Source organism: Pseudoxanthomonas sp. LjRoot125 (genome assembly GCF_964252705.1).
In the GTDB taxonomy this organism is placed as follows: domain Bacteria; phylum Pseudomonadota; class Gammaproteobacteria; order Xanthomonadales; family Xanthomonadaceae; genus Pseudoxanthomonas_A.
Genome location: NZ_CAXUOY020000002.1, coordinates 88,048 through 114,865, shown reverse-complemented (window position 1 = coordinate 114,865; position 26,818 = coordinate 88,048). Strand labels below are relative to the sequence as shown.

Annotated in this window: 24 protein-coding genes; 8 read left to right on the top strand and 16 right to left on the bottom strand. The window is 67.4% G+C overall.

The features are described 5' to 3' along the window. Positions 1–30 precede the first annotated feature (30 nt). On the bottom strand, positions 31–1,398 hold the full coding sequence (locus ACSION_RS16100) for an NTP/NDP exchange transporter (protein ID WP_435306821.1): 1,368 nt from the start codon (positions 1,396–1,398) through the stop codon (positions 31–33). Between the two features lie 212 nt (positions 1,399–1,610). Between ACSION_RS16100 and ACSION_RS16095 the strand changes: the two genes are divergently transcribed. Beyond that, the gene (locus ACSION_RS16095) at positions 1,611–3,191 is read left to right on the top strand and encodes a GMC family oxidoreductase (RefSeq protein WP_435306820.1); all 1,581 of its coding nucleotides are present in this window, start codon (positions 1,611–1,613) and stop codon (positions 3,189–3,191) included. Positions 3,192–3,205: 14 nt separating this feature from the next. Here ACSION_RS16095 and ACSION_RS16090 read toward each other — a convergent pair whose 3' ends face one another. The 3 genes from ACSION_RS16090 to ACSION_RS16080 all read right to left on the bottom strand — a co-directional run bounded on the left by ACSION_RS16090 (position 3,206) and on the right by ACSION_RS16080 (position 8,039). Then, positions 3,206–5,272, bottom strand: a complete 2,067-nt coding sequence (locus ACSION_RS16090; protein WP_435306819.1) for a hypothetical protein — start codon at positions 5,270–5,272, stop codon at positions 3,206–3,208. A 158-nt stretch (positions 5,273–5,430) separates the two neighbouring features. Further along, a complete protein-coding gene (locus tag ACSION_RS16085; RefSeq protein ID WP_435306818.1) occupies positions 5,431–7,344 on the bottom strand; it encodes a M48 family metalloprotease in 1,914 nt (637 codons plus the stop codon). Positions 7,345–7,433: 89 nt separating this feature from the next. Next, positions 7,434–8,039 carry a LemA family protein gene (locus ACSION_RS16080; protein ID WP_435306817.1) on the bottom strand — a complete coding sequence of 202 codons (606 nt, stop codon included), beginning with the start codon at positions 8,037–8,039 and terminating at the stop codon, positions 7,434–7,436. A 79-nt stretch (positions 8,040–8,118) separates the two neighbouring features. On the opposite strand from ACSION_RS16080, the gene ACSION_RS16075 reads away from it, so the two are divergent. Then, positions 8,119–9,540 (top strand): serine hydrolase domain-containing protein, encoded by a 1,422-nt coding sequence (locus ACSION_RS16075; RefSeq protein WP_435306816.1) that lies wholly within the window; start codon positions 8,119–8,121, stop codon positions 9,538–9,540. Between the two features lie 36 nt (positions 9,541–9,576). Here the strand turns inward: ACSION_RS16075 and ACSION_RS16070 are convergent, their stop codons facing one another. The 7 genes from ACSION_RS16070 to ACSION_RS16040 form a co-directional block, all read right to left on the bottom strand. Continuing rightward, positions 9,577–10,110 (bottom strand): SRPBCC family protein, encoded by a 534-nt coding sequence (locus tag ACSION_RS16070; RefSeq protein WP_435306815.1) that lies wholly within the window; start codon positions 10,108–10,110, stop codon positions 9,577–9,579. Between the two features lie 115 nt (positions 10,111–10,225). Then, positions 10,226–10,672: a histone gene (locus ACSION_RS16065; protein ID WP_093487732.1), complete on the bottom strand. Its 447-nt coding sequence runs from the start codon at positions 10,670–10,672 to the stop codon at positions 10,226–10,228. 1,021 nt (positions 10,673–11,693) lie between these two features. Further along, complete coding sequence (gene gcvH, locus ACSION_RS16060) at positions 11,694–12,089, bottom strand: glycine cleavage system protein GcvH (protein ID WP_435306814.1); 396 nt, start codon at positions 12,087–12,089, stop codon at positions 11,694–11,696. Between the two features lie 85 nt (positions 12,090–12,174). Next, complete coding sequence (gene gcvT, locus ACSION_RS16055) at positions 12,175–13,296, bottom strand: glycine cleavage system aminomethyltransferase GcvT (RefSeq protein ID WP_435306813.1); 1,122 nt, start codon at positions 13,294–13,296, stop codon at positions 12,175–12,177. A gap of 64 nt (positions 13,297–13,360) precedes the next feature. Next, the gene (locus ACSION_RS16050; RefSeq protein ID WP_435306812.1) at positions 13,361–13,882 is read right to left on the bottom strand and encodes a hypothetical protein; all 522 of its coding nucleotides are present in this window, start codon (positions 13,880–13,882) and stop codon (positions 13,361–13,363) included. A gap of 4 nt (positions 13,883–13,886) precedes the next feature. Next, complete coding sequence (locus ACSION_RS16045) at positions 13,887–14,318, bottom strand: NfeD family protein (RefSeq protein ID WP_435306811.1); 432 nt, start codon at positions 14,316–14,318, stop codon at positions 13,887–13,889. Position 14,319: 1 nt separating this feature from the next. Further along, positions 14,320–15,285: an SPFH domain-containing protein gene (locus tag ACSION_RS16040; RefSeq protein ID WP_435306810.1), complete on the bottom strand. Its 966-nt coding sequence runs from the start codon at positions 15,283–15,285 to the stop codon at positions 14,320–14,322. Positions 15,286–15,421: 136 nt separating this feature from the next. Between ACSION_RS16040 and ACSION_RS16035 the strand changes: the two genes are divergently transcribed. From ACSION_RS16035 to ACSION_RS16025, 3 genes are read left to right on the top strand one after another with little or no spacing between them, the layout of a single operon-like run. Continuing rightward, positions 15,422–15,985: an RNA polymerase sigma factor gene (locus ACSION_RS16035; protein WP_435306809.1), complete on the top strand. Its 564-nt coding sequence runs from the start codon at positions 15,422–15,424 to the stop codon at positions 15,983–15,985. Further along, positions 15,978–16,694, top strand: a complete 717-nt coding sequence (locus tag ACSION_RS16030; protein WP_435306808.1) for a hypothetical protein — start codon at positions 15,978–15,980, stop codon at positions 16,692–16,694. The genes ACSION_RS16035 and ACSION_RS16030 overlap by 8 nt, the downstream gene beginning before the upstream one ends. 28 nt (positions 16,695–16,722) lie before the next feature. Next, a complete protein-coding gene (locus tag ACSION_RS16025) occupies positions 16,723–17,904 on the top strand; it encodes a PDZ domain-containing protein (RefSeq protein WP_435306807.1) in 1,182 nt (393 codons plus the stop codon). A gap of 98 nt (positions 17,905–18,002) precedes the next feature. Here ACSION_RS16025 and ACSION_RS16020 read toward each other — a convergent pair whose 3' ends face one another. The 5 genes from ACSION_RS16020 to ACSION_RS16000 all read right to left on the bottom strand — a co-directional run bounded on the left by ACSION_RS16020 (position 18,003) and on the right by ACSION_RS16000 (position 23,255). Then, positions 18,003–18,962 (bottom strand): DUF6607 family protein, encoded by a 960-nt coding sequence (locus tag ACSION_RS16020; protein WP_435306806.1) that lies wholly within the window; start codon positions 18,960–18,962, stop codon positions 18,003–18,005. An 11-nt stretch (positions 18,963–18,973) separates the two neighbouring features. Then, complete coding sequence (locus ACSION_RS16015) at positions 18,974–19,606, bottom strand: Hemin transport protein (protein ID WP_435306980.1); 633 nt, start codon at positions 19,604–19,606, stop codon at positions 18,974–18,976. An 11-nt stretch (positions 19,607–19,617) separates the two neighbouring features. Further along, the gene (locus ACSION_RS16010; RefSeq protein ID WP_435306805.1) at positions 19,618–21,855 is read right to left on the bottom strand and encodes a TonB-dependent hemoglobin/transferrin/lactoferrin family receptor; all 2,238 of its coding nucleotides are present in this window, start codon (positions 21,853–21,855) and stop codon (positions 19,618–19,620) included. A 141-nt stretch (positions 21,856–21,996) separates the two neighbouring features. Continuing rightward, a complete protein-coding gene (hemP, locus tag ACSION_RS16005) occupies positions 21,997–22,176 on the bottom strand; it encodes a hemin uptake protein HemP (protein WP_435306979.1) in 180 nt (59 codons plus the stop codon). A gap of 107 nt (positions 22,177–22,283) precedes the next feature. Further along, a complete protein-coding gene (locus ACSION_RS16000) occupies positions 22,284–23,255 on the bottom strand; it encodes an aldo/keto reductase (RefSeq protein WP_435306804.1) in 972 nt (323 codons plus the stop codon). A gap of 310 nt (positions 23,256–23,565) precedes the next feature. Here ACSION_RS16000 and ACSION_RS15995 point away from each other — a divergent pair, with 310 nt between their 5' ends. From ACSION_RS15995 to ACSION_RS15985, 3 genes are all read left to right on the top strand, one after another. Beyond that, positions 23,566–24,138 carry a TMEM165/GDT1 family protein gene (locus tag ACSION_RS15995; RefSeq protein WP_217645168.1) on the top strand — a complete coding sequence of 191 codons (573 nt, stop codon included), beginning with the start codon at positions 23,566–23,568 and terminating at the stop codon, positions 24,136–24,138. Between the two features lie 70 nt (positions 24,139–24,208). Beyond that, positions 24,209–25,699 carry a NupC/NupG family nucleoside CNT transporter gene (locus ACSION_RS15990; RefSeq protein ID WP_435306978.1) on the top strand — a complete coding sequence of 497 codons (1,491 nt, stop codon included), beginning with the start codon at positions 24,209–24,211 and terminating at the stop codon, positions 25,697–25,699. A 97-nt stretch (positions 25,700–25,796) separates the two neighbouring features. Next, positions 25,797–26,783 carry a ribokinase gene (locus tag ACSION_RS15985; protein WP_435306803.1) on the top strand — a complete coding sequence of 329 codons (987 nt, stop codon included), beginning with the start codon at positions 25,797–25,799 and terminating at the stop codon, positions 26,781–26,783. The last annotated feature ends 35 nt before the right edge of the window (positions 26,784–26,818 follow it).

Genomic DNA, 26,818 nt, shown 5'->3' with positions numbered 1-26,818 from the left:
CGGGCAGCATAACGGCATCGCACAAGGACGTCAGGAGGTCTTTGCGGCCTGCGATGTGCCGGTTGTCGCACGTTCGGAGGGCAACTTGGACTCTTCGCGCAACAACCGCCACGCGCTGAAGGTCATCGCGCTGGCGACCAGCAGGCCGGCGCCGAACACGACGTTCGAACCGAACGCGGACAGGAACTTGTGCAGCCAGACGAAGCTCAGGTCGCCGCCGCGATAGATGACCGTGTCGATCGCCGCCCCCGCCTTGTAGCGCCACTCGCGGCCGACCCGCGTGTAGATGGTCTCGCGCGCCGGCTTGGCCAGTGAGAACTCGCTGGCGCGGGTGACGACCTGCACGATGGCGACCATCAGCGGCAGCGGCGAAGCGGTCAGGATCGAGTATCCGAGGATGATCGCGCATCCGGGGATCAGCAACGCAGGGCCGATCCCGAAACTGCGCAGCAGCCAGCGCGTCAGCAGCAGCTGCACCAGCAGGGTCAGCACATTCACCGCCGTGTCGATGGTCGCGTAGTACGCGGTGCTGGCGGCCGGATCGGTGTAGTACTGGCGCACGATGGCGGCCTGCTCGTTGTACAGCAGCGTACCCACGCCGACCCCCATGACGACCAGCGACGCCAGCCAGCGCAGCAACGGTTCGCGCGCGATGAGTTTCAGGCCGGCGAGGATCTCGCCCCCCATCGGCTGCTCGCCGCTCACCGCCTTGCGTTCCTGCTCGCGGGCGACCGCCCACAGGCGAAGGCGCAACTGGCAGAACACGCACACCATCAGGAAGCCGGCCGAAACCAGCATCAGGTTGGCGATACCTATCCTCTCCACGAAGGTGCGCGTGAGCACCGGGCCGAGGATCGCACCGACCGTGCCCGCCGCACCGATGTAGCCGTAGTACTTGCGCGCCTCGGCGTTGCTGAACACATCGGCCATGAAGCTCCAGAACACGGCCACCGCGAACAGGTTGAACACCGCGATCCACAGGAAGAACGCCATCCCGCGACCGGGCATCCCGCTGTCGAACAGCAGGTAGAACAGCAGCAGCGTGCCGATGAAGAACCCATATACCGCCGGCAGGAACACGCGGCGCGGGTAACGGCTGACCAGCCAGCCATAGGCCGGCTGCAGGAGCAGCATGATGATGAAGGTGCAGGTGAACAGGACCTGCAGCGTGAAGTCCTTCAACGCCATGCCGCGCGCGGCGAAGAACTCGATCATCGCGGGCGGGAATACCGCCTGCACGTCATTGGACGCACCCATCGCCTCGCGCACCGGCCGCAGCACGTAATAGCCGGACAGCAGGCAGAAGAAGTAGACGAAGGCCCACAGCAGCGGCGGCGACTCGGACATCGCCATGCGGAACCGGCCGAACCGGGTGGTCGCGGAGGAAGACGGGTCCATGGTCGGCGGCCTGCGATCGCGTCAACGGCGCGGGCAAGGCCCGCCTGTGGCGCGCAAGGTATCCGATGCACTGCAACATCGCCAGCGTTTTTGCCGATGACGCGCCATCCAGGCCCCACGCTGGCCGAAGGCCCCGCGCGAAGTCAGTGCGACAGAGCATTTGCTCTATCCCCCGCCGCTAGGTTCGGCCGGTCTTCGCCATTGGGTTGCACGTGTACGACTACATCATCGTGGGCGCCGGTTCCGCCGGCTGCGTGCTGGCCCACCGCCTGAGCGAAGACCCCGCCTGCCGCGTGCTGTTGCTCGAAGCCGGCCCGCGCGACTGGCACCCCTTCATCCACATGCCTGCCGGCCTGGCCAAACTGGTCGGCCAGAAGGGCGTGAACTGGAGTTACGACACCGCGCCCGAACCGCACCTGGACAACCGCCGTCTCTGGTGGCCGCGCGGCAAGGTGCTGGGCGGCTCCAGTTCGATCAATGCCATGTGCTACATCCGCGGCGTGCCACGGGATTACGACGACTGGGCCGACGCCGGCGCCGAGGGCTGGGATTGGGCCAGCGTGCTGCCGTACTTCCGCCGCTCGGAAAGGAACGGACGCGGCGGCGACGCGCTGCATGGCGCCGACGGCCCGCTGTACGTCTCCGACCTGCGCTACACCAATCCGCTGTCGGCCGCCTTCATCGAGGCCGGTGCCCAGGCCGGCTACGCGCGCAATGCCGACTTCAACGGCCCAGCCCAGGAAGGGTTCGGCCTCTACCAGGTCACCCAGAAGAACGGCGCACGGTGTTCCTCCGCCGTGGCTTACCTGGACCCGGCGCGCGACCGGCAGAACCTGGACATCGTCACCGGCGCGCTCGTCCGCCGCGTGCTGCTGGAGAAGGGACGCGCGATCGGCGTGGCGTATGCGCGCGGCGGGCACGAGATCGTCGTGCGCTGCGAAGGCGAAGTGCTGCTGAGCGGCGGCGCGATCAACTCGCCGCAATTGCTGATGCTGTCCGGCATCGGCCCCGCCGACCACCTGGCGTCGCATGGCATCACCGCGCGGCATTCCCTGCCCGGCGTGGGCCGGAACCTGCAGGACCACCTGGACATCTGCACGCTGCAGCACAGCACCCAGCGCGTCACCTACGACCGCACCAGCGAGCTGAAGACCGCGTTCGATTATTTCCTGCGCGGGCATCGCGGGCCGGGCAGCAGCAATATCGCCGAGGCCGGCGCGTTCGTGCGTTCGCCGCTGGCGTCGGACGACCGGCCTGACATCCAGATGCATTTCGTGCCGGCCATGCTCGACGACCATGGCCGTCACCGGCTCGAGGGCGATGGCTACACCGCGCATGCCTGCTTCCTGCGCCCCCGCAGCCGCGGCCGCATCCTGCTGGCCAGCGCGGACCCGCGTGCGGATGCGCGCATCGAAGCGAACTACCTGGGCGACCCGGAAGGGTTCGACCTGAAGATGATGGTCGAGTGCGCGAAGCTCTCCCGCGAACTGTTCGCCCAGCCTGCGTTCGATGCCTACCGCGGTGCGCCGATCCATCCCTCCCGCAGCGACCTGTCCGACGCCGAACTGGTCGCCTTCATCCGCGCCAAGGCGGAGACCGTCTACCACCCGGTCGGCAGTTGCCGGATGGGCACCGACGACGACGCCGTGGTGGATCCGGCGCTACGCGTCCATGGCCTGGAAGGCCTGCGCGTCATCGACGCCTCGGTGATGCCCACGCTGATCGGCGGCAACACCAACGCGCCCACCATCATGATCGCGGAGAAAGCGGCGGACATGATCCACCAGCGCTGACCCGCCGCGCACGGTCACTCCATCCACGGATTGCGCATCGGGGGGATCTTCGTCGGGTCCTCGCCGGCTTGGATGCGGGCGACCTGATCCCTCAGCTGGCGCTCGACCTTGCGATCCAGCTTCACCCGCGTCTGTTCCAGCAGGCGGCGGTAGGCGCGCAGCGCATCCTCGCCCCGGCCCAACCGCAGGTAGGCATTGCCCAGTTCGACGCCCACGCCGACGTTCTGCGGACGTATGACGGCGACTTCCTCGAGGCGTCGCGCCACCAGGGCGTAGTCCTGCCCGTTCTCTTCGTACAGGTACTCCATCACCTTCACGCCGATACCCGACGCGCGCGTTTCGGGCCGCGTCAGCCGACCCCGCCAGACGCCGATGTAGCCCAGCTGCGCGACCTTGTCCATGTCCTTGAACACCTTCGCCGGGTCCCACTCGAACTGCGGCCACGGCAGCTCATCGACGACGGTGTACACGAACCAGCCCTCCCACACGCCCGCGGCATTGGTGTCGTCGAGATCCTCGACGAAACGGTGGTACTCCAGGTGCGCGGCACGCCATTGGCGCTCCATCACCCAGTAGTCGGGATACACCGGTTCGCCGGTCGCTGCGATGACACGGCGGTGGAAGTCGCGGATCTCGCCGAAGCGCTGGCCCAGGTCCACGCCCTCGTTGCGGAACGCGCGGTAGCCACCCGTCGTCCCTCCGACGAGTTCGTTGTGGTACTCCCACAGGCGCGGTTCGCGGATCGTCATGACGAAGGCTGCTACGAAGAGCGCGGCGACTATCCCCATCAACAGGCGCGATCGGCGCCGCCAGCCCTCGGCCACCGCACCGCCACCGAGCATGGCCGCGGCCGCCAGCAGCGGTGTCGCGTGACGCACGCCGCCCCAGGCCTGAGGCGAAACGGCGAGCGCGGCGAAATGCAGCACGCTGCCCGCCGCGAGCGCGGCCAGCATCCATCGTGCGGCCGGCGCGAGGGGCGCGCGCAGCGCCAGCACAAGACCCAGTAGCGCCAGCGCGGTCAATGCGAGGGGGATCTTTGCAGCAAGGATGGCGGGCCAGGTGAACCACGGCGTGCGTCCTTCGAACACCTTGCCCCACACCAGGTGCAGGGCGCCGCCGCGACCTTCGATGCCGGTGCGCACCGTGTCCGCCAACCCCCAGAGATAGGCGCGCGGCAACAGATGGAGTTCGTCAGAGAACGCGATCACGCTGCGCAGCGCGGGCTTGGTGACTTCCGCGACCTTGGCGTCCATCGACAGGTTGAAGGCGTCGCCGCCATCGCCATCCGCATGGAAGCGGAAGCCGTACTGCGCCCATAGCAGCGCGACACCCAGCAGGACCGCCGCCACCAGCTTTGCGCATCGTTGCAGGCCCTCGCGCCAGCCATTCGTTCGGATGCCTGCACCCGCCGCCATGACGAGCACGCAGCCGATGCCTATCAGCCCGGCCAGCGCCGAGTGTTTCGCGCCCAGCGCCAATCCAACGGCGATGCCGAAGACGGCGACCCATCGCCATTGCCAGGTCGCCGCCAGCACGCCCGCGGCCACGGTGACGAGCGAGAACGTCAAGGCGAGGAGTCCGTCGGTCATCACGACGGGCAGATGCGCGCCGACGGTGGGCTCCAGCGCGAAGAAGGCGAGCGTACCGACGGCCCATGCGACACCGGCGGCACGCCACAGCAGCAGGCCGAGCGCGACGAGGAGCATGGCACTCAAGCTCCACATCGCCATCCGGGCACGTTGCTGCGTGCGTTCGGGATCGTTCTCTTCGAACATCGTCTGCTCGACCCACTCGCGTTCCTGCGCCTTTTCGCGCAGGCCCGGCTCGGGACCGACATGGAAGTCCGTTGGCATCCACAGGCCGACCCAGAGCTTGGCCAGCGGTGGATGTTCGGGATTGAGATGCCGGTCGCCACCGCGCACGTAGACCGTACCGGCGACGATGTGCCAAGGCTCGTCGACGGTGAAGCTGTCCAGGCGTGTGCCGTACCACGAGCGCACGACGGCCAGCGCCGCGAGCAGGACGATGAGGCTAACGATCAGCAGCCGCTGGACGATCGGGGACGGGACCGTGCGACGCATGGCGGGGCTCCTGGCATCCGGACGGACAACGAAGGAACAGCACACGACGGTGAGGCGCCCCGGCCTCGCCTGCCGCCAGCCTCACTTGCAGCCAGCCTCACTTGCAGCATGTTCCCGGGGCTCCGAATCCAACGGGAGCCCGCCGGACAATCGGCCAGTCAGCCCTTTTCGAGCATCGGCGGCAGCGGGCAATGCAGCACGCCGCAGATCGTGCGCAGCAGTTCCGCTTCGGCCACGCGCACCTGGTTGTCGTGGCTGACGGCCGCGGTCACGGCCTCCACCAACAGTTGCTTGGCCAGCGGATCCAGCGCGTCGAGCGGCTCCCAGACATCATCCAGCGCCAACACGCCTTGCGTCGGCGGCGCATAGGGGAGGTGATCGCGCGGCAGCACGCGCTGCAACCCGGCCAGATACGCGTGTTGCGCCTTCGTCGGCGTGTCGTGGCCCGCCTGCGCGACGACGGCGAGCAGGGTGGCGAACGGCCCGCGCACATCGTGCGGCTTGCGGCGCCCGAAGGGCCGGCCCTGCGCAGGCGACAGCGCTTCGCGCACCTGCACCTGCAGCAACCGCGCCAGGCAGTATTCGAACAGCGAGACCTTCCCGTCGGCGTGTACCGCGGCATCGACAGTGTCGATGAAAGCATCCAGTTCCGGGCGTGGAAAACGCCGCAGCACCGGAAACGCCAGCGCCGCCAACGGCAGGCGGTGCGCGGGATGCAGGTCGCGCAGGTACGCCTCGCGCAGCTGGATCACGCGCGCTGCCATGGCTTCGCCCAGGCGCGCTGCGATCTCGAAGCGCTGCCGCGCCGCCACGCTGGGCACGCCGTCGATCACCAGCGCCAGCAGTAGCGGCATGACCTGTTCGCGCTGTTTCGCCAGCAGCTGCAACGGTTCGGGCAGCGTCGCGGCGATGATGCGCGCGCGGCCGTAGTCGTCCGGCGTCGGCGTGGCGACCTGTGCGACCACCTTCGGCGGTGTCAGCGGGAGCACGGCCGTCGCCGTCGGCAACGGCGGCGGTCCGCCCGGCGCCACGCGCAGGGTGTGGTCTTCCAGCAGTCCATCGGGCGGCGCAACGGCCCAGCGACGCGCAAGTTCATCCAACTGGTGCTGGCCGAACAGCGGATCCAGCAGGCGGATGCGCTGGAGCAGCGGGGGATGGGTGGCGAACAGGCGCGAATAGGCGCGGCCTTCGCCGAACAGCATGTGGCTCACTTCTTCCGCCTTGCCCTTGTCCTCGAGCGCGGAGCCGCTACTCAACCCGGCGATCTTCTTCAGCGCACCGGCGAGTCCGGCGGACTGACGGGTGAACTGCACCGCGGACGCGTCGGCGAGGAGTTCGCGCTGGCGGCTGACTCCCGCCTTGATCATCCGGCCGAAGAACAGTCCCACGAACCCGGCGAGGGCCGCTGCTCCCGCGATCGCGAACACCGGCAGGGCATCCTTTCCTCGGCTGCCGCGCCCGTAGACGAGTATCCGCTGGCCGATGATGCCCAGCATCATGATGCCGAACAGAACGCCCATCAGCCGGATGTTCAGGCGCATGTCGCCATTGAGGATGTGACCGAACTCATGCGCGATGACGCCCTGCAACTCGTCGCGATTGAGGCGGTCCAGCGCGCCGCGGGTGACGGCAACGACCGCATCGGCGGGCGCGTAGCCGGCGGCGAACGCATTGATGCCGGCCTCATGCTCCAGCACGAAGATCCTCGGCACGGGCACGCCGGAGGCGATCGCGATTTCCTCGACGACGTTGCGCAACCGGCGCAGCGACGGCTCCTGGGTGTCGTGCGACACCTCGCTGCCGCCCATCTGCTGCGCGACCGCTTCGCCACCGGCGCGCAGGCTGGCCACGCGATACAACGAGCCCAGCCCGATCACCGCCAGCGTGGCCAGCGTCGACACGACCATCAAGCCGATCAGCGAACCGCTGCCCGCGTCCTCCCTCTGCAGGCCCACGAGCAGCAGCACGATCAGATCGATGACCAGCACGATGCCGGCGACGGCCAGCGCGAACAGCATCACCATGCGGAACGAGCCGCGCCGCGCCGCGGCCTGGTGTTCGAAGAAGTTCATGCACGCCCCTTCATGCCACGATCATCACGGCGCAAGCCCCCACCCGCGCCGTCCCCTCCAACCGCATGCGCGAGCACGCGGCACCCTGTTCAGAACTGCACTTTCGGTGCTTCGCGCACCTGTGCGGCTTTCTCCGCCGGCACATCCAGCAGGGCCGCCGGTGCAAAGTTGAACGCGCCGGCAACGAGGCTGGAGGGAAACATCTCGCGCTTGTTGTTGTACGCCATCACCGCGTCGTTGTAGGCCTGCCGCGCGAACGCCACCTTGTTCTCGGTGGAGGTCAGTTCCTCGGTCAGCTGCATCATGTTCTGGTTGGCCTTCAGGTCCGGGTAGGCCTCCGCCACGGCAAGCAGGCGCCCCAATCCCGCATTCAGCTGACCCTGCGCGGCGGCCAGGTGCGCCATGGCATCGGGATCGCCCGGGTTGGCCTTCGCCGCCGACAGGCCCGCCTGCGCGGCTGAACGCGCCGCCACGACAGCCTCCAGCGTCTCCCGTTCATGGCTCATGTAGCCCTTGGCGGTCTCCACGAGGTTGGGGATCAGGTCGAAACGGCGCAGAAGTTGCACGTCGATCTGGGCGAATGCATTCCTGAACGCATTCCGGGCGGTCACCAGCCCGTTGTAGATGCCCACGCCCCACAGAACTGCGACGACCGCCACACCCACAATCAGAAGCAGGATGAACAACATGGACATGGAACTTCTCCCTGTTTGTGCAATCGAAAAAAGCGGCGTTATGATCCCCTCGACAGAGCTTACGCAGGCGTCACGCACGATGAAAGACAAGGCAAGCCGTCGGCGGCTGCGCTCCACCTTCCGGATCGGCCTGGTCGGTCTGCTGCTGCCGCTGACGCTGTCGTCCACAGCGCAGACCCCGTTGCGCTGGACCTCGCCCGCGCGTGCCGACGCACCGGCGCCCACCACGGTGCCGACGGCCGCGCATTACGGCTCGCCCACGCAACCGCGTCCTTACCTCGCTTCGCTGTCGGACCAGAAGGTCCAGCCGCTGGCGGTCGGCTTCGATGTCGCCGCGTTCGAGACCATGGCCGAGCATCTGACGGTGGGCCAGCGCGTGCCCGGCCTGGCGATGGCGATCGTGCACAACGGCCGGGTGCTGAGCGCGCGCGGCTACGGCGTCACCGACGTGGCGGCACCGCAGCCGGTCGATGCGCACACCGTGTTCCGCCTGGCCTCGTTGTCGAAGGCATTCGCCAGCACGCTGACGGGCCTGATGGTGCAGGACGGTTCGCTGCGTTGGGACAGCAAGGTCAGCCAGTACGTGCCCGGCTTCCAGCTCAGCGATGCGAATGCCACCTCGCACGTGACCGTGGCGGACGTGCTGAGCCATAGCGTCGGCCTGCAGGCGCACAACGCGTTCGACCGCGACATCGAAGCCAATGGCGAGTACTACGACGTCGCCCGCAAGCTCGCCTACGCGCCGTTGAAGTGCGCGCCCGGCGACTGCTATGCCTACCAGAACGTCGCCTTCAGCCTGATCGGCGATGTGGTGTTCGCCGCATCGGGAACCTTCTACGACCAGGCCGTGGATCGCCGCATCTTCAAGCCGCTGGGCATGAACGACGCCAGCATGGGTTTGGCCGGCATCCAGGCGAGCACCCGCTGGGCGCGTCCGCACGTGCGCAGCCGCAATGGCTGGGTGTCGTCCACGCCGAAGCCGACCTACTACCGTTTGCCGCCTGCGGCCGGCGTCAATGCCAGCGCCAGCGATCTGGCGCAGTGGTTGATCGCACAGACCGGCCATCGGCCCGACGTGCTGCCGGCGCCGCTGCTGGCCACGCTGCACGCGCCCGTGGTGACCACGCCGGGCGAGATGCGTGGCGGCTGGCGTCGCGAGCGCGTCCATTCCGCCAGTTACGCACTGGGCTGGCGCGTGTTCGATTACGCGGGCCATGAAGTCGTGTTCCATGCCGGCGCCGTGCAAGGCTATCGCGGCCTGGTCGCACTGGTGCCGGGCCAGGATCTCGGCATCGCGCTGGTTTGGAACAGCGACAGCTCGCTGCCCTCGGGACTGCTGCCGACGATCCTCGATCGCGCGATGGGCCTGCCCGGCCAGCCATGGGTCGAAACGCCGGCCGATTACGACCTCATGCTGGCGGAATCGCCGGGCGCATCGCCAGCCGACGCGCCGAAGGACAGCGGCACCTCATCGCAGCGCGGCACGGCGTCGCCGCGCTGATCGTCCTGGGTGGCCGCGACGGCCACCTGTTGCCTCTCAGGGCTGCACGCCCTCTTCCATCGCCTTGAGCTTGGCGAGGCCCTTCTCGTAGTCCGCACCGATCATCTTGTCGAACAGCAGGCCCAGCCAGCGCTTGAACGGGTTCATGCCGTGCTCGCTGTCGAACGCCCACGTAACCCGCGTGCCCTGCCCGTCCGGCGCCAGCACGTAGCTCGCGTTCGCCTTGCTGCCGTCGAAGTCCAGCGCCACCACGATGCGATGGTGCGGCTCGCTGGCCGTGATTTCCTGGCTGCCGCTGCCGACGGAGCGGTTGCCCACCCAGCGCATCCTCGCGCCGACGCCGCGGGACGGCCCTTCGAACGTGTACTTCGCCTGCGGGTCGTACTCGGCCCACGGGGACCAGGCATTGAAGCGTTCGAACGAATCCAGCGTAGCGAACACCTGCTCGGGGCTGCGCGCGATGACGGTGCTGCGTTCGACATGCGTCGCCGACGGCAACAGCAGCCCGCCCACGGTCAGTACCAACCCGATGCCGACGATGACGGCCAGCACCCACTTGATGAACTTCATGCCTCTCTCCTGGGGAATCGCGAGGACGACAGCCTAGCCGGCCGCCCATAAAAAAACTCTCCCCCCGCTGGGCACAGGGAGAGAGTCCATGGTGTTACGGCTAATCGGGGTTGGCTTAGATCAGCGGAGCCGGGGTTGCCGGCAGCGCGACCGGGGCCGCTTTCTTCTTGGACTTCTTGGCAGCCTTCTTGGCGGGCTTCTTGGCAGCCTTCTTCGCAGCCTTCTTGGCCGGCTTCTTGGCTACTTTCTTGGCGGCCTTCTTCGTGGCCTTCTTCGCGGTCTTCTTGGCAGCCTTCTTAGCAGGCTTCTTGGCGACCTTCTTGGCAGCCTTCTTCACGGACTTCTTGGCGGCCTTCTTCGCCGGCTTCTTGGCGACCTTCTTGGCTACCTTCTTAGCGGCCTTCTTGGCGACCTTCTTCACCGCCTTCTTGGCCTTGGCGACCTTCTTGGCGACCTTCTTGGCTGCCTTCTTCACGGTCTTCTTGGCAGCAGACTTCTTGGTGGCCTTCTTGGCGGCCTTCTTGGCGGCCGGTTTTTTCTTCGCAGCTTTCTTCGTTGCCATGTGATGGCTCCTCGTCAGTGAACTATGGATTTTTACGTCTGGTTACAGCACATCTGCCCGAAGGCAGGCCCAGCTGCAAGAAACGCCGCGGGAGTCGGACCCGTCGGCAGCCGCCGCCGCGACACGCGCGGCGAAGCGGATTCCCCAGGGGACCGGGCGTGCGAAACCCGGCTCCCTACAAATACGAAAACACCCGCGTCGCTCGGCGACGCGGGTGTCTTGGATTGGGTGCGTTGCGTTTTTCCGGGGGAAGCGAGGCCGGCGTCCACCCCGATCCGGGTGACGATGGACTGTGTTGTCTCTCGCGCTGTCGTGTTGATTCGACTCACTCGCTTCCGCAGCATGCTCTGCTTGGGGCGAAACCTAATCACGGTTTTTCAAGGTGTCAACACCTGGCCGCAACTTTTTTTCATCCTGCCCGCTGCGTGCGTCGGCGGCGACCGGTACCGGCACACCCCGTCGATTGCCGCCGATGCCGTCGTGCATTGCGCTTCGGAAAAGCACGCATGAAAAAAACATCGGGAAAACGCGCATATTTTTTTGCGCTGTTCGCGAATCGGCGCGGGCGGCATGCCTGCATGTTGTTGCCGGACAACGCTCGAATGGACGCTGGAGCGGCTTGAACGCAGGCTAAAAAAACTTCCGCGGGAGGCGCCAGATTCCGTGTCGCACAAGCCCGAATGCGCCGATTTGCGCAAAAATTTTCCCGCCTGTTGGCGATGCCTTCGCCACCTCGGGCACACGAACAACGCGCATGCAGCCATGCACCGACATCCGGATCCGCCGTCCACGACCATCGCGATCGAGGTGTACCGCGCATTCCGTTTTGCCGTTCGTCGGTCACGGTCGGAGACCGCGTCGGGATTCCGACGTGTCGTTCTCGGGCTCTACTCCCCGTGCCATCGGTCACGCGTCGAGCACGCGTCCGATCGCGGCGGCGGAAACGAAGCGGGGAGCCGGCGACGACGGATCCGCTCCGTCGCCACCGGCTCCCCGCAGGGAGACAGCCTGTCGGGCTGGCTCAGTGGTCTTCGTCTTCGATCAGTTCGGCGTAGTCGTCGGGCGAGAGCAGCTCGTTGAGCTGTTCCGGCTCCTCGGCCTGGATCACGAAGATCCAGCCGTCGCCGTACGCATCCTCGTTGATGGTCTCGGGCTTGTCGGCGAGCGAGGCGTTGACCTCGAGCACGGTGCCGGTCACGGGGCTATAGACGTCGGACGCCGCCTTGACCGACTCGACCACGGCGCTGGCATTGCCGGCTTCGATGCGGTCGCCGACGTTGGGCAGTTCGACGTAGACGAGGTCGCCCAGCAGGCCTTGCGCGTGGTCGGAAATGCCGACCGTGACACGGCCGCCGCCTTCCGGGCGGGCCCATTCGTGGGACTTGAGGAACTTCAGATCGCCAGGAATTTCGCTCATGGGGTACTCCGGAAAAATGCGGTGGGTCGGGGAAGAGACGATAGTTTAGCGGAGGAATGCGCGGGTGAAGGAAGCGGCGCGCGGATCACTCGATCACGCCCGGCTGCGGCTGGCCGTCGCGCACGAACGGGAACTTGACCACACGCACCGGCACCTCGCGGCCGCGGATGTCGACGCGCACGTTGCCGGCGGCACCCAGCGGGATGTCGCCGGCGGGGACGCGCGCGAAAGCGATGGCCTTGCCCAGCGTCGGCGAGAAGGTGCCCGAGAGGATCTCGCCGTCGCCGTACGGCGTCAGCACCTTCTGACCGTGGCGCAGCACGCCTTTCTCGTCCATCACCAGGCCGATCATCTGGCGCGGCGCACCAGCGGCCTTCTGCGCTTCGAGCGTGGCACGGCCATTGAAGGCGCGCCCTTCGTCGAGCGCCACCGTCCAGGCCAGGGCGGCTTCGTAGGGCGAGACGGTTTCGTCCATGTCCTGGCCGTACAGGTTCATGCCGGCCTCCAGGCGCAGCGTGTCGCGCGCGCCCAGGCCGGCAGGCTTCACGCCGGCGTCGAGGAGCGCGTTCCAGAACGCCACCGCCTGCTCCTGCGGCAGGACGATCTCGTAGCCGTCCTCGCCCGTGTAGCCGGTGCGCGCCACGAACAACGGCGCGCCGGCGAGGCTGTTGGCCTCGGCGGCGGCGAAGCGCGTCAGCTTGCCGACCTTGGCGCGATCTTCCTCGCGCAGCAGGCCGTGCACGCGATCGCGCGCGGTCGGGCCCTGCACGGCGACCATGGCGAACTCGGGGCGTTCGGTGACGGCGACGGCGAACGGAGCGGCCTGCGCGCCGATCCATGCGAGATCCTTCTCGCGGGTGGCGGCGTTGACCACCAGGCGGAAGAAGTCTTCGGCCATGTAATAGATGATGAGGTCGTCGATCACGCCGCCCGCCTCGTCGAGCATGGCGGTGTAGAGCGCCTTGCCCGGCTTCTGCAGCTTGTCGACGGAGTTGGCCACCAGGTGGCGAAGGAAGTCGCGCGTGCGGTCGCCGCGCAGGTCCACCACGGTCATGTGGCTGACGTCGAACATGCCGGCGTCGCGGCGCACCTGGTGGTGCTCCTCGATCTGCGAGCCGTAGTGGATCGGCATGTCCCAGCCGCCGAAGTCGACCATCTTGGCGCCGAGCGCGCGATGGGTGTCGTTGAGGATGGTCTTCTGGGTCATGGCAGGTCCTGGGACAGGCAAAGAGGGCCATTATCCCAGAACGCACCAGCGCGGTGCGCCGCCGTCAGAGGCCTTCGTAGGCCGTGTTGATGCAGTCCACGGAACCGGCATCCAGCGGGGTGAAGCGTCCGGCAGGCAGTTCGATGCGACCGGCCCAGGCGACGTCGCGCAACCATTCGCCATCATCGTCGTGCTGGCGCACCAGGGCCGCCACGCGTGCGTCCGGCTGGCGGTCGATGCGGCAGTTGCCGAACTGCAGGTAGTAGTCCTGCCGCCCCTTCGGATACGGCTGCGCGTCGGTGATCCGCCAGCGCGCGCGATTGCCGTCGCGGCCCGCCATCTTCCCGGCCACGACGAAGCGTGGCACCGGCGCCGCTTCGGGATCGGTCGATGGCGCCGCCAGCACCGACACCGAGTAGTCGCATACGTGTTCGTACGCGTTGGAATCGGACACGCAGCTGCCGCCCATGTCCTCCAGCGCATCGGGATAGGGCGGCACCGTCAGGCCGACAAGCTGCTGGCCGCCGACCGGCGCGGCCGGCAACAGCATGCCCAACCACGCCGCCAGCGCCACGCCTTGCCCCATGCGATCAGGCCTCCTGGACCTTCAGCGTCATCCCATCCACGGCCACCACCCGCACGCGGGTGCCGACCGGCAGGTCGGGGCCTTCCACCGTCCAGAACGCATCGTCGATCTTGACCCGGCCGCGGCCGGCCGCGATCGCCTGGTCGAGCACGGCAACGGTACCGACCAACTGTTCGGCACGCCGGTTCAACAGCGGCTTGTCGCTCTGCCGTCCCTTGCCGCGGAACCACTTCCGGTAGACGGCCACGGAGATCAGCGCCAGCACCGAGAACAGCACCGCCTGCGCCAGCCAGCCGAGTCCCGGTGCCGCCAGCACCACGACCGCCATGGCCACCGCGGCGAAACCGAACCACAGCATGAAGGCGCCCGGCGCCATCGCCTCCGCGGCGAACAGCACCAGCGCCCCGATCGCCCAGAACGCGAACTTGAAACTCATGTCAGCCTCCCGGGACGCGCGGCGGACGGGGCGGTGCAGCGGCCTGCTGCTTGTCCAGTGCGCCCTTCGCAAGCTCGGCGATGCCAGCGATCGAGCCGATGATGCCCGTGGCTTCCATCGGCATCAGCACGAACTTCTGGTTCGGTGCCGTCGCCAGCTCCTTGAAGGCTTCCACGTACTTCTGCGCGATGAAGTAGTTGATCGCCTGCACGTCGCCCTGCGCGATGGCGTTGGAGACCAACTCGGTCGCCTTGGCTTCCGCTTCGGCCAGGCGCTCGCGGGCCTCGGCCTCGCGATAAGCGGCCTCGCGCTTGCCTTCCGCTTCCAGGATCGCACTCTGCTTGTCGCCTTCGGCGCGCAAGATTTCCGACTGCCGCGCGCCTTCCGCTTCCAGGATCGAGGCGCGCTTGTCGCGCTCGGCCTTCATCTGCCGGGCCATCGCATCGACCAGGTCGCGCGGCGGCTGGATGTCCTTGATCTCGATGCGGTTGACCTTCACGCCCCACGGGCTGGTCGCATGGTCCACCACGCCGAGCAGCTTGGCGTTGATCGTCTCGCGCTGGCTGAGCGACTCGTCCAGGTCCATCGAGCCGATCACGGTACGGATGTTGGTCTGCACCAGGGCGATCATCGCCTGGTCCAGGCTGGACACTTCATAGGCCGCCTTGGCCGCGTCGAGCACCTGGAAGAACACCACGCCGTCCACCTTCACCACCGCGTTGTCCTTGGTGATGACGTCCTGCGAGGGCACTTCGAACACCTGCTCCATCATGTTGACCTTGCGGCCGATGCTCTGCATGTACGGGATCAGGAAGTGCAGGCCGGGGGACATCGTGTGGGTGTACTTGCCGAAATGCTCCACCGTGAACTCGTAGCCCTGCGGCACCACGCGCACACCTTTAAAGAAGGTGACCACGATGAACAGCACCACCGCCGCGACCACCAATGTCGAAAGACCGAACTCCATGCTGACCCCCTTCCTGTGATGTAGATCCGATTATAGGCACGCCCGGACCCGGCGACCGGAAGGAACTTTCCGACCGCTGCGACGGTATTGCCCGCTGCGGCATCCCTATTCCCGACAGCCCCACGAAATCCTCCGCTTGAGCCGATCGCAGTTCGCCATCGACGTCCCCGACAGCCTGGTCGCCCGCGCGCGCTCGGGCTGCCGGGAGGCGTTCGAGCAGATCTACCGGCGCTTCGAACGCCCGGTGTTCACGCTCGCGCTCAGGATCTGCGGCGACCGGGAGGAAGCGGGCGACGTGCTGCAGGACACCATGCTGAAGCTGTTCCACCACCTTCCCGACTACCGCGGCGACTGCCCCTTCTGGGGCTGGCTGCGGCAGATCGCCGTCAACGAGGCGTTGCTGCGCCTGCGTCGGCAGAAGCGACTGGTCGCCGAGATCTCGGTGGAGGAAGACGACCTGCCCCAGGACCAGGGCCTGCCCCCTTCAGCCGCGGCCGACGCGGCGCTGCTGCAGCGCGCACTGGAAGCGCTACCCGCGGCGACGCGCAGCGTGTTGTGGCTCTACCACGCCGAGGGCTACACCCACGAGGAGATCGCCGGGCTCATGCAGCGCACGCCGAGCTTCTCCAAATCGCAGGTCTCCCGCGGCACGCGCCGGCTGCGGGCGCTGTTGAACATCGAGGAAACCGTCCATGCCTGATTCCCGTTCCCGCGAACCCGTGCCGCGCGATTGGGGCGACGCCTTCGGCACCCTGCCGCTGGAGACGCCGCCTCACGGCGCGTGGCAGCGTGTCGCCGCCGCGCTGCCGCCAGCGCGCGTGCCCGCGCATCCCGTGCGCTGGCGCCGTCTAGCCCTCGCGCTGGCCGCGACGGCCTTCTTCGCCGCCGTGATCCCGTTGATGCACTGGCGGGGTGCACAGACTCCGATGCCGCCGTCGCAACGCACGCCCGCGGTCGCGGCCACGGCACCGGTGCTTACAGACACTCCGGCGCGATCCGCTGATGCCGAACCCGCCGCCACCACGCCCGTGGATGTCTCCACGACGCAACGGATCGCTGACGCGCCGTCGGCGCGTCCAGCCGTTGCGCGCCCTCTGCCTGCCCGTGCGCTCGCAGAACCCGCCCGTCTCGATGCGCTCTACACCGAATCCGCGCGACTCGAAGCCGTGCTGGCGCAACTACCCGACAGCAGTACCGGCAACGTGGCGGCCCTCACCGTCAGCGCCGACCTGCAGGACCAGGTCAGCCACATCGACCTGGCCCTCTCGCAACCCGCCCTGTCCGAGGCCACGCGCACCGCGCTGTGGGAAGAACGCGTCGACACGCTGCGCCAGCTCACCGGCGTGGAAGCCACCCAACGCTGGCAGGTCGCCTTGAACGACACCACCGCCGATAGCGCCATCTACTGATCCAGAACACGCAACGAGGAGACCTACCATGCTCAAGCCCCTTTCCCGGTCGCTGCTGGCCCTTGCACTGATCGCACCGCTGCCGGCGTTGGCCCAGCAGGGCGATGCGGCGAAACAGAAAGAACTGGATGCCGCCCGCGCGGACCTGCAGCGCGCCGCGAAACGCGTCGCCGAACTCTCGCGGGACGCCGGCGCCATGCGCACACCCGTCGACATCGATCACATCGTCGTGCGTCGGCCGCGCCTCGGCGTGCTGCTCTCGGGCGACGACGCGGCAGGCGTGCGCATCACGGGCGTGACGCCGGACAGCGGCGCGGCCAAGGCCGGCCTGAAGGCGGGCGATCGGTTGGTGCGGGTGGCGGGCGAGACGATCGGTGGTGCCACCGCCGACGCACGCGTGGCCGACGCGCGCACGCGGTTGGCCAACCTCAAGGCGGATACGCCCGTGCGGGTCACCTATCAGCGCGACGGCAAAGCCCACGAAGCGAGCGTCACGCCCACCCAGGTATCGCCGCGCGTCGCGTTCGCCGGCCAGGGTCCGAGCGCCGTCTTCTTCAGCAGCGCCGAAGGCGGCATGCCGAGGATCGAGGGCGTGCCCCTGCCGATGGGCGAGATCAGCACCGTCATCGCACCCGAGGTCCAGCTCGAGCTCCGCAAGCTCGGGCGACTGGGCGACTGCAAGGGCGAGGACTGCCAGTTGCCCGCGCTCGCCCAGGCCTTCCGCTGGAGCAACCTCAACCTGGCGACGGTGGATGCGTCGCTGGGTCGCTACTTCGGCACCGACGCCGGCGTGCTCGTGCTGTCCGTCGGCGAGGAACTCGAGGGCCTGCAGGCGGGCGATGTGATCCGCAAGGTCGACGGCGCAGCGGTCACCTCGCCCCGCGACGTCACCCAGGCGCTCCGCGACAAGGCGGAGGACGCCAAGGTCGCGATCGAATACCTGCGGGACCGCCAGAGCCGGACCAGCACCGTGACCGTACCGAAAGCCGCGGCGTTCCGTTTTCCGGCGACATCGCGCGTGGTCGTGAAGCCGCGTACGGCCGAGACCGCCGGCAAGGCGCCCAACGTCGTGGAGCGTCGGCGCGTGATGATCGTCGACCAGGACGGCAAGGTGCAGACCTTCGAAGACGATGGCGGCGACATGCCGCTGCCTCCCCCGCCGCCCGCCGCGCCCGTACCGCCATCCGGCAAGGGCAGCACACTGCTCTGACACGCATTACTAGAAGAGAAACCGATGAATCCCCTGCCCCCGCACCTGCGGGGGTCTTTTTTCCCAGAATCGGCACTTCCATGTGCCGGAGAGAACCTTCAGCGTGGTTGGCCGACCGTAGCGGCACGTTCTGCAGGTGCAGGTTCGACCCAGTCGGCGAACACCTTGGCGATGGCCGCATCCGCCACAGTCTTGCCTTGCTGCACCTCGCTGGCCTGGGTGAACAACGGAATGATCATCGCCATGCCATCCACCTTGGTTTTCAGGTGGACGCCGGGCGCGTGGGACAGGAATCGATCCCAGTGCGTGCGCACCTTGGCCCAGTAGCCGGCCGTCGCCTGCCAGTAATCGCGCGCGGGCTTGAAGTCGACCTCGGTCGTCTTGAGGTAGTCGTTGAAGCCGAATTCGCGCGCCAGTTCCACCTGCGTCCCGTCAGGCTTTCGCAAGACCTTGGTATTGAACTGCTCGTGGGTCCAGCCGTTCGGCGTCAGCGTGTGGCGATTGACCACCGACAGCGCGTTGTAGTCGCTGCGCTTGGTGTATTCGCGGCGGGGCAGCGGACGCCAGCTCAGGTCGCTGGTCCAGGTGGCGACACCGTTGGTGTAGTCCCATCGGCCTGTGCCGCAGTAGCGCGGCGCGTCGCTGACTTCGTACACGCACTGGGTCCAGGCGCCGCGCGTCACGTCGGCGGGGAGTGTGCGCACATTCCAGGTCTGGTCGGCGGTGAACTCGAAGCGCGTAGGCGCTTCATACGTCCAGTCCTGACGCCAGTGCTTGGTCACGTGGCCGCTCTTGGCATCCACCAGGATGTGCTGCAGCACGATCCGGCTCGGCGTGTCTTCGACGACGATGACGGTCTCATCGCCGCCACTGCGCATGGCCGCCTGCCGTTCGTAGCCCGGCTGCAGCAGGACGGTTTCGTCGAAGGCGAAGTCGACGGTGTAGTCGCCCTGCATCGCCAGGATCGACTGGCGGTCGCGGACAGGATCGGCAGCGAAAGCCTGGCCTGCGGCCAGCAGCAAGGTGGCGGACAGCAGGGTGGCGACCGGTGTTTTCATGGTGGCTTCTCTCATTTGAGTCTGATCAGCGGTACGACCTTGTCGCCCGCCTCCATAGGGATTTGTTGATCGGCGCCCGGCAGGGACGCGTTGTACCGGGTCGACGCTGCGCAGCAGCAGTCGTGCAACCCGCTTTCCAGTTCCGCGCCTTCCGAGTGGGCGATGCGACGCGCCGTGTTCACGCCCAGCACCGACATCAACGACAGGCTGGCCGCAAGGACGGGCAACGAGGCGGGTTGCGGCACCGCATGGAGTTGCAGCGCACAGGCGCGCCATTGCCCGCCGAGCAAGCGTCCTGCGAGGCGTTGCCACAGGCGGTCGGCCAGCCCGGCGGCTTGACCGTCGGCGCCTTGCGGCAGCGACGCGACCAAGCGATCCCAGGCGACGAAATCGCTGTCCGGCAACAGGCACAGACGCCAGCAGCACCGTCCCTGCGCGTCGAAGAACAGCAATCGTTCGTCCAGGCCGTCGCTGCCCACGCCGGCGTGGGCCTCCACCCGCACCGCCTGTTGCCAGCCGGCCAGTTCGCTGCCGTGCTGCGTGCGATACAGGCACAACACCGGTCCCAACGCCGCGAGTTGCGCGGCGCCCGGGAACGCATCCGCGGATGCGCCCGTGACGGAACCGGGGAGTGCCCGCAGCATCGGCATGGCGGTTACCAGCTCACCGCCACGCTGGCCGACAGCGTGCGACCCGGCGCGGTGTAGCGATCGAGCGTGGTGCTGCCGGTGGCAACGAGTGCCATGTCGCCCGCATCGATGTAGCGACGATCGGCCAGGTTGAAGACGCCTACATTGAACTTCGCGCCAGGCGCGAAATTCCAGTGCGCATACAAGTCGAGCACGCCATAACCCGCCTGGCGGTAGTAGTCGGGATCCGACACGCGGCGCTTGCGGTCGACGAAACGGCCTGCCAGTTCCGCGCCCCACGACGAAGCGTCGTATGCCAGGCCCAGCGTCGCGGTCAGCGGGTCCACGCTGTCCAGCGGCGTATCGGTACTGCGGTCCTTGCCGCGCGACCACGCGGCCGCGCCGCGCAACGACCAGCCTGCCCACGCATCGGACAGCGCACCGATGTCCAGGCCCGCCTTCACTTCAAGGCCATGTATCTGCGCTTCGGAAATATTCTGCGACTGGTAGACCATCAGCCCGTCGTCGTTGTAGCCGATGGGCCGCATCGATTCGATGAAGTCGTCGTAACGGTTGTAGTAGCCCGAGAAGCTGGCATACGCCACTTCGCCTGCATAACGCACGCCCACTTCGACGCCGTCGCTGGTTTCCGGCTTCAGGTCCGGGTTCGCGATGGCGGTGTAGCCGAACTGCACGTTGGTGAACCCGATGTTGACGTCGTTGTAAGGCGGTGAGCGGAAGCCGTGTGCGTACCCGCCGAACAGCGACCACGCCGGCGCGAACGTCCACACCATGCCGAGTTTGGGCGACACGCTGGTCTCGCGGATGTCCGCCAACGCCACGCCCGGATTGTCGGCGTCGAAGATCGCGTCGTGCTGCGGGTCGAGGCGATAGTGGTCCACGCGCAGGCCCGGCACCAACCGGAACGTACCGTCGGCGAAGCTGATCTCGTCCTGCACGTAGAGCGCGGCCGTGGTGGTCTTGCTCACCGGGAAGTCGCGCACGGGGAACGTATCCGGCGACATGACCGGCGTGCTCACGCCGGTCAGCGGGAACGTACGCAGACCGTCGCGCTTCTGCCGCGTCTCGGTACGCGCGAGGTCCAGACCATAGATCAGGTCGTGGCGAACAGAGGTACCGAACGCTTTTCGGAAATTCGCCTGGAGACCATAGGTCCGCTGGTCGAAATTGAACTCGCGTTCGCGGATGTCGCGCAGCGTCGGCGCCGGCAGCGTGCGTTCCTCGCGCGTGTACTGGGTGGTTTCGCTGTCCTGGCGGTAGACCTGCCAGTCCAGACTGTCGGCGAACGCCGCCGAAAGGTTGTCCCACTCATGTGCGAAGGCAACGCGTGCCCGCGTCTGGTGGTCGCGCGCGAGAACACGGTCGTTGGTGGCGCGCGTCAGCGATTGATATCCCTGCTGGGTGAACAGATCGGTATCCGCGCTGTCTTCGTTGCCCTCCACCGTCAGGCGGAACCGCTGTCCTTCGCTCGGCGCGAAGACCAGCTTCGTCAGCAGACTGCGGCCGTCCCGTTCCTGCGGGTTCGGCAATGTGCGGTTCGCACCGATACCGGCGACCTCGCCCTGGCTTTCGGTTTCCTCGCCTTGGCGGTGGCCCACGCTGACCAGGCCGCTCCATCGGTCGCCACCGAATGCGGCGGTGGCGTTGCCGAACAAGCCGTTCCAACTGCTGTCGAAGCCGAGACGGAAACCAAAGTACGCGTCCTTGCCGTCTTCGAGATAGTCCGAAGGGTCCTTGGTGATGAAGGAAACGACGCCGCCGAGCGCATCCGAACCGTACAGCGAACTGGACGGCCCGCGCACGATCTCGACCTGCTTCAGCGTGTCCAGGTCGACGAAGTTGCGGTTTGCGTTGGAGAAGCTGCCGATCGAGAACGCGTCCGATACCGGAATGCCATCGGTCTGGATGCGTACGCGATTGCCTTCCAGGCCGCGGATGCGGAAGCCGCCCAGCCCGAAGCGGCCGAAGCTGGAGGTCACGGTCACACCGGGCTCATAGCGCACCAGTGCCTTGATGTCGCGGACCAGGCGGTCGTCGAGTTCCTCGCGATCGATGACGCTGACCGTATTCGGCACATCCGCGACGGCGCGCTCGCTGCGCGTGGCGGTGACCTGGATGCGCGCCAGTTCATTCGCATCGGCGCTGGAGGAAGAGGGTGAAGCCGCATCGGCGGCAGGAGCGGCATGGGCATGGCCGGCAAGGGCCAGCCACACGGCCGCGGTGAGCAGCGTGGGACGCATCATGGCGTACAGCATTCCTGTGGGTGGTGATCAGACCCGGAAGGCTGGCGGCCGGAGAATCCTTGGCTGGCGCCCGGTGGAGAGAGAGGGTGTTCCGCCGCGCTGTACTGCGGCGACGCATCGACATAGCGACGATGCGTCGGATTACTTGGTGAGGATCAGCTTGTCGTTGCTGGTGTGGCGCAGGCGGTACACGCGGTCGCCATGGCGGATCAGCACTTCCCGCTGGCCCTTCAGCAGGGCGGCACTGTCGAGGATGTCCTCGGTGCGCGGTTCGCTGTTGGACAAGGAAAGGCGCTCGCGCAGCGCCAGCGAATCGGCCATGGGCAATGCAGTGACGTTCGAGATCATCGGGAAGCTCCGGGTGGAACGGAACTTGATGATAATGATTCTTATTTGCGAGTCAACACTTTCGTAGTGCCGCCCGTCCGTCAGTCTGCGGCAGCCGTCAGGCGCGCCCAGACGGCCTCGTCGTAGCGAGTCGCGAGGTCCAACGCCGTCAGGTTCTCGCGCAGCTGCTCGGGCCGGCTGGCGCCAAGGATGACGGTCGAAACATGCGGGTTCTGCAGGCACCACGCGATGGCGAGCGGTGCCGGCTTCTCGCCCAGTTCCGTCGCCACGGCGGCGTAACGTGCGGCACGTTCCTGGCGCCTGGCGCCCGCGGTGCCCAGGATCATCCGGCGCAGGTCTTCGTGCCCTGTGCGTCCCAGGCGCGTATCGCCGGTGATGTCGCCACCGTACTTACCCGTCAGCAGACCCGACGCCAGGGGCGACCAGGTCGTCGTACCCAGGCCCAACTCGGCATAGAGCGGCGCGTACTCCAGTTCCACCCGCTGCCGGTGCAGCAGGTTGTACTGCGGCTGCTCCATCGTCGGCCCGTGCAGGTGGTGCTTGCGCGCGATCGCGGCCGCCTCGCGGATGCGCGCGGCCGGCCATTCCGACGTTCCCCAATACAGCACCTTGCCTTGCCGGATCAGCGTGTCCATCGCCCAGACGGTCTCTTCCACCGGCGTGTCGGGATCCGGGCGGTGGCAGAAGAACAGATCCAGGTAGTCCACCTGCAATCGGCGAAGCGCGTCGTGGCAGGCCTCGGTGACATGTTTGCGGGAGAGGCCACGTTGGGTGGGCCGCGGATTCTCGACCGCCCCGAAGCACACCTTGCTGGACACGCAGAAACCATCCCGCGGCAGCGCCAGCGCGCGCAGCGCCTCGCCCATCACGCGCTCGGCGTCACCATGGCCGTACACCTCGGCGTTGTCGAAGAAGTTGACCCCGTGGTCCCACGCCAGCGCGATCAGCTCGCCCGCCTCGCGAACACCGACCTGCTGACCGAAGGTCAGCCAGGCGCCGAAGGACAGGGCTGAGACCTGGAGTCCCGACGTGCCGAGGCGGCGGTACTGCATGGCGTTCTCCCGTGGCAGTTCGCCCCATCCTAGCGCCCGTTTCCGGCACCGGCACGGCGCCAAATGAGAATGGCTCCGCCACCTCCTGCGAGCGCGCTTTAGAATGTGCGCACTTTCCTCCTCCGGGGAGTAGCCCACCCGTCCCGACGGGGTCCGCGCATCAACACACTTGGTCGACGACCATGGTGCGCGGGACGAAGCGAAACGCTTCGCCGGGCAAGACCGAAGGCAGGCGTCGCGCTAACCCGGGCCGGGCAGTGCGTCGTTTGCCTTCGCGTCCATCCGCGAACGCCTGGCCCCGGAGTCCTTGATGTTGTCCCTGCACGCCCTGCTGGTCTCCACCGGCACCGTCACCCTGGCCGAAATCGGCGACAAGACCCAGTTGCTGGCCCTGTTGCTGGCCGCGCGTTATCGCAAGCCGTGGCCGATCGCGCTGGGCATCCTGGCCGCGACCCTGGTCAATCACGCGATTTCCGCCTGGCTGGGCGCCGAACTGACCGACTGGCTGTCGCCCGAGGTGCTGCGCTGGGTCGTGGCGGGTAGCTTCCTGGCCGTGGCCCTGTGGACGCTCAAGCCGGACACGCTGGAGGACGAAGCCGACAACCTGCCGGCCCATGGCGCCTTCCTGGCGACGACGGTGGCCTTCTTCCTGGCCGAGATCGGCGACAAGACCCAGGTCGCGACGGTCTTGCTGGCCACCAAGTACGTGCCGCTGTGGCAGGTGATCGCCGGCACCACGATCGGCATGCTGCTGGCGAACCTGCCGGTGGTCTGGCTGGGCCACCGCTTCGCCGACAAACTGCCGCTGAAGCTGGCCCGCGGGCTGGCATCGGCCGTGTTCCTCGCCCTGGCCCTGTGGGTGGCCTTCCGCGGCATAGGCTGAACGGCCTGGGCCGGCCCCGGCGGCTGCTAGACTGCCCGGTCAGAACAACATGCAAGGTCTGGGGGAATACATGCTGGAAGTCTTGGGGCGGATCGGCTTCGGCCTGTTCGGTCTGGCGGTGCTGATCGGCATCGTCTGGCTGTTTTCCAACAACCGGAAGGCCATCGACTGGAAACTGGTCGCCACGGGCGTCACCCTGCAGATCGCCTTCGCCGCCCTGGTGCTGCTTGGCGGTGCATTCTTGGATTGGCTGGATTGGCGAGCCGTGGCGTGGCTCTACGCCGCACGCTGGTCCGCAGGCATTGCCATCGGCTTGCTTGCGCTTATGCTGATTGCCAGCCACTTGGGCGCTCCTGCCGCCTTCCAGCAGAAGCTGCGCCGTGTCTTGGCCATCGTTGCCGCCATCGCCGCCCTATTCGTCGCGCCCTATTTCAGCCAGGTGTTCGACGCGCTCGGACATGGCTTCGTAAAGGTTCTGAGCTTCGTCAACGCTGGATCGAGCTTCATCTTCGGCGGCCTGATGAACATCGAGACCTACGGGTTCATCTTCGCGTTCCAGGTGCTGCCCACGATCATCTTCTTCGCCGCGCTGATGGGCGTGCTGTACCACCTGGGCGTGATGCAGTTCATCGTGCGGATCATGGCGCTGGCGATCACCAAGGTGATGAAGGTGTCCGGCGCCGAGACCACCAGTGTCTGCGCCAGCGTGTTCATCGGCCAGACCGAGGCGCCGCTGACGGTGCGCCCGTATATCCCGAAGATGACCGAGTCGGAGCTGATCACCATGATGATCGGCGGCATGGCCCACATCGCCGGCGGCGTACTGGCGGCCTACGTGGGCATGCTGGGCGGCGGCGATGCCGAGCAGCAGGCCTTCTATGCCAAGCACCTGCTGGCCGCATCGATCATGGCGGCCCCGGCCACGCTGGTGGTCGCCAAGCTGCTGATCCCGGAAACGGGCACGCCGCTGACCCGCGGCACGGTGAAGATGGAGGTCGAAAAGACCTCCAGCAACATCATCGATGCGGCCGCTGCCGGTGCCGGCGACGGCCTGAGGCTGGCGCTGAACATCGGCGCGATGCTGCTGGCCTTCATCGCCCTGATCGCGCTGCTGAACTGGCCGCTGACGTGGTTCGGCGAAGCCACCGGCCTGGCTGCCATGCTCGGCAAGCCGACCGATCTGGCCACGATCTTCGGCTACCTGCTCGCGCCCATCGCGTGGGTCATCGGCGTGCCGTGGCAGGATGCGACCACCGTGGGCTCGCTGATCGGCCAGAAGGTGGTCATCAACGAGTTCGTCGCCTACCTGCAGTTGGCGGACATCGTGAATGGCAAGGTGGCCGGCGTGTCGCTGTCCGACGAGGGCAAGCTGATCGCCACGTACGCGCTGTGCGGCTTCGCCAACTTCAGCTCGATCGCGATCCAGATCGGCGGCATCGGCGGCCTGGCGCCCGAACGCCGCTCGGACCTGGCCCGGTTCGGCCTGCGCGCCGTGCTCGGCGGCACCATCGCCACGCTGATGACGGCCACCATCGCCGGCGTGCTTTCGCACTTCGGCTGATCGGGGAAGGGCGGCCTGCGGCCGCCCACCTCCCTCCTTTTACGTTCCCTTCCCGTGACCGCGGCGTTGCCGCGGCCCGGACTTCAGGTATCGCGCCATGAGTACGTCCTCGCCCTCCCCTGCCCGCGTCATCATCGTGGGCTCCTTCAATGTCGACCACGTGTGGCGCTGCGATGCATTGCCGGCAGCGGGCGCGACCATTGCCGGGCGGTACGCCAGCGGCCCCGGCGGCAAGGGATTCAATCAGGCGATCGCGGCCGTCCGCGCGGGTGCGGAGACGACCTTCGTCTGCGCACTGGGCGATGACGCCGGCGGCCGATGGGCCCGCGACCTGGCCGCAAGCGACGGTTTGGACCTTCGCGCCCAGGCCAGTGACGAACCCACCGGCACCGCGGGCATCTATGTGGATACGCACGGCCGCAACACCATCGTCATCGGCGCAGGCGCCAATGCCGCCCTGTCCACGGACCACGTGGATGCCCAGTCCGCTGTTCTCGCCGCGGCCGGCGTCGTGCTCGCGCAGCTCGAATCGCCGGCGGACACAGTGCTCGCCGCATTGCAGGCCGCCCGCCAGCACGGCATCACCACGCTGCTCAACCCGGCGCCGGCCAATGCGGCTACCACGACCGAACTGCTCGCGCACGCCGACGTCATCACCCCCAACGAAACCGAATTCGCGGCCCTGCTCGCCCGCCACCTCGGCGAGCGGATCAGCGCCGACGATGTCGCCACGCTCGACGGCGTGACCCTGCACCAGCACTGCCGTCAGCTGTTCCCGCATGGCACGGTGGTGGTGACGCTGGGTGCGACCGGCGTCTACGTGTCCCACCCGGACGAAGCGCTGCGCGGCGACCCGCGTCCCCACTACCGCGTCGCCGCCGAGGCCGCCACGACGGTCGACACGACCGGCGCAGGCGATGCCTTCAATGGCGCATTGGCCGCATCGCTGGCGGAAAACACCGCGCCCGCGTTCGCGGACCATGTGCGCTTCGCCAACCGGTATGCGGCGCTGTCGACTGAACGGCCGGGCGCGGCACTGGCCATGCCCTTGCGGGCCGATCTCCTGGCGCGTTTCGCCGACTGAGTCGGCGGTTCCCCCGCCGGAGCCGACGGCGGATA

Coding starts and splice junctions, on each gene's coding strand:
- ACSION_RS16100 (WP_435306821.1), bottom strand. CDS start 1,398: ATGGACCCGTCTTCCTCCGCGACCACCCGGTTCGGCCGGTTCCGCATG.
- ACSION_RS16090 (WP_435306819.1), bottom strand. CDS start 5,272: ATGCGTCGCACGGTCCCGTCCCCGATCGTCCAGCGGCTGCTGATCGTT.
- ACSION_RS16085 (WP_435306818.1), bottom strand. CDS start 7,344: ATGAACTTCTTCGAACACCAGGCCGCGGCGCGGCGCGGCTCGTTCCGC.
- ACSION_RS16080 (WP_435306817.1), bottom strand. CDS start 8,039: ATGTCCATGTTGTTCATCCTGCTTCTGATTGTGGGTGTGGCGGTCGTC.
- ACSION_RS16075 (WP_435306816.1), top strand. CDS start 8,119: ATGAAAGACAAGGCAAGCCGTCGGCGGCTGCGCTCCACCTTCCGGATC.
- ACSION_RS16070 (WP_435306815.1), bottom strand. CDS start 10,110: ATGAAGTTCATCAAGTGGGTGCTGGCCGTCATCGTCGGCATCGGGTTG.
- ACSION_RS16065 (WP_093487732.1), bottom strand. CDS start 10,672: ATGGCAACGAAGAAAGCTGCGAAGAAAAAACCGGCCGCCAAGAAGGCC.
- gcvH (WP_435306814.1), bottom strand. CDS start 12,089: ATGAGCGAAATTCCTGGCGATCTGAAGTTCCTCAAGTCCCACGAATGG.
- gcvT (WP_435306813.1), bottom strand. CDS start 13,296: ATGACCCAGAAGACCATCCTCAACGACACCCATCGCGCGCTCGGCGCC.
- ACSION_RS16050 (WP_435306812.1), bottom strand. CDS start 13,882: ATGGGGCAAGGCGTGGCGCTGGCGGCGTGGTTGGGCATGCTGTTGCCG.
- ACSION_RS16045 (WP_435306811.1), bottom strand. CDS start 14,318: ATGAGTTTCAAGTTCGCGTTCTGGGCGATCGGGGCGCTGGTGCTGTTC.
- ACSION_RS16040 (WP_435306810.1), bottom strand. CDS start 15,285: ATGGAGTTCGGTCTTTCGACATTGGTGGTCGCGGCGGTGGTGCTGTTC.
- ACSION_RS16030 (WP_435306808.1), top strand. CDS start 15,978: ATGCCTGATTCCCGTTCCCGCGAACCCGTGCCGCGCGATTGGGGCGAC.
- ACSION_RS16025 (WP_435306807.1), top strand. CDS start 16,723: ATGCTCAAGCCCCTTTCCCGGTCGCTGCTGGCCCTTGCACTGATCGCA.
- ACSION_RS16020 (WP_435306806.1), bottom strand. CDS start 18,962: ATGAAAACACCGGTCGCCACCCTGCTGTCCGCCACCTTGCTGCTGGCC.
- ACSION_RS16015 (WP_435306980.1), bottom strand. CDS start 19,606: ATGCTGCGGGCACTCCCCGGTTCCGTCACGGGCGCATCCGCGGATGCG.
- ACSION_RS16010 (WP_435306805.1), bottom strand. CDS start 21,855: ATGATGCGTCCCACGCTGCTCACCGCGGCCGTGTGGCTGGCCCTTGCC.
- hemP (WP_435306979.1), bottom strand. CDS start 22,176: ATGGCCGATTCGCTGGCGCTGCGCGAGCGCCTTTCCTTGTCCAACAGC.
- ACSION_RS16000 (WP_435306804.1), bottom strand. CDS start 23,255: ATGCAGTACCGCCGCCTCGGCACGTCGGGACTCCAGGTCTCAGCCCTG.
- ACSION_RS15995 (WP_217645168.1), top strand. CDS start 23,566: ATGTTGTCCCTGCACGCCCTGCTGGTCTCCACCGGCACCGTCACCCTG.
- ACSION_RS15990 (WP_435306978.1), top strand. CDS start 24,209: ATGCTGGAAGTCTTGGGGCGGATCGGCTTCGGCCTGTTCGGTCTGGCG.
- ACSION_RS15985 (WP_435306803.1), top strand. CDS start 25,797: ATGAGTACGTCCTCGCCCTCCCCTGCCCGCGTCATCATCGTGGGCTCC.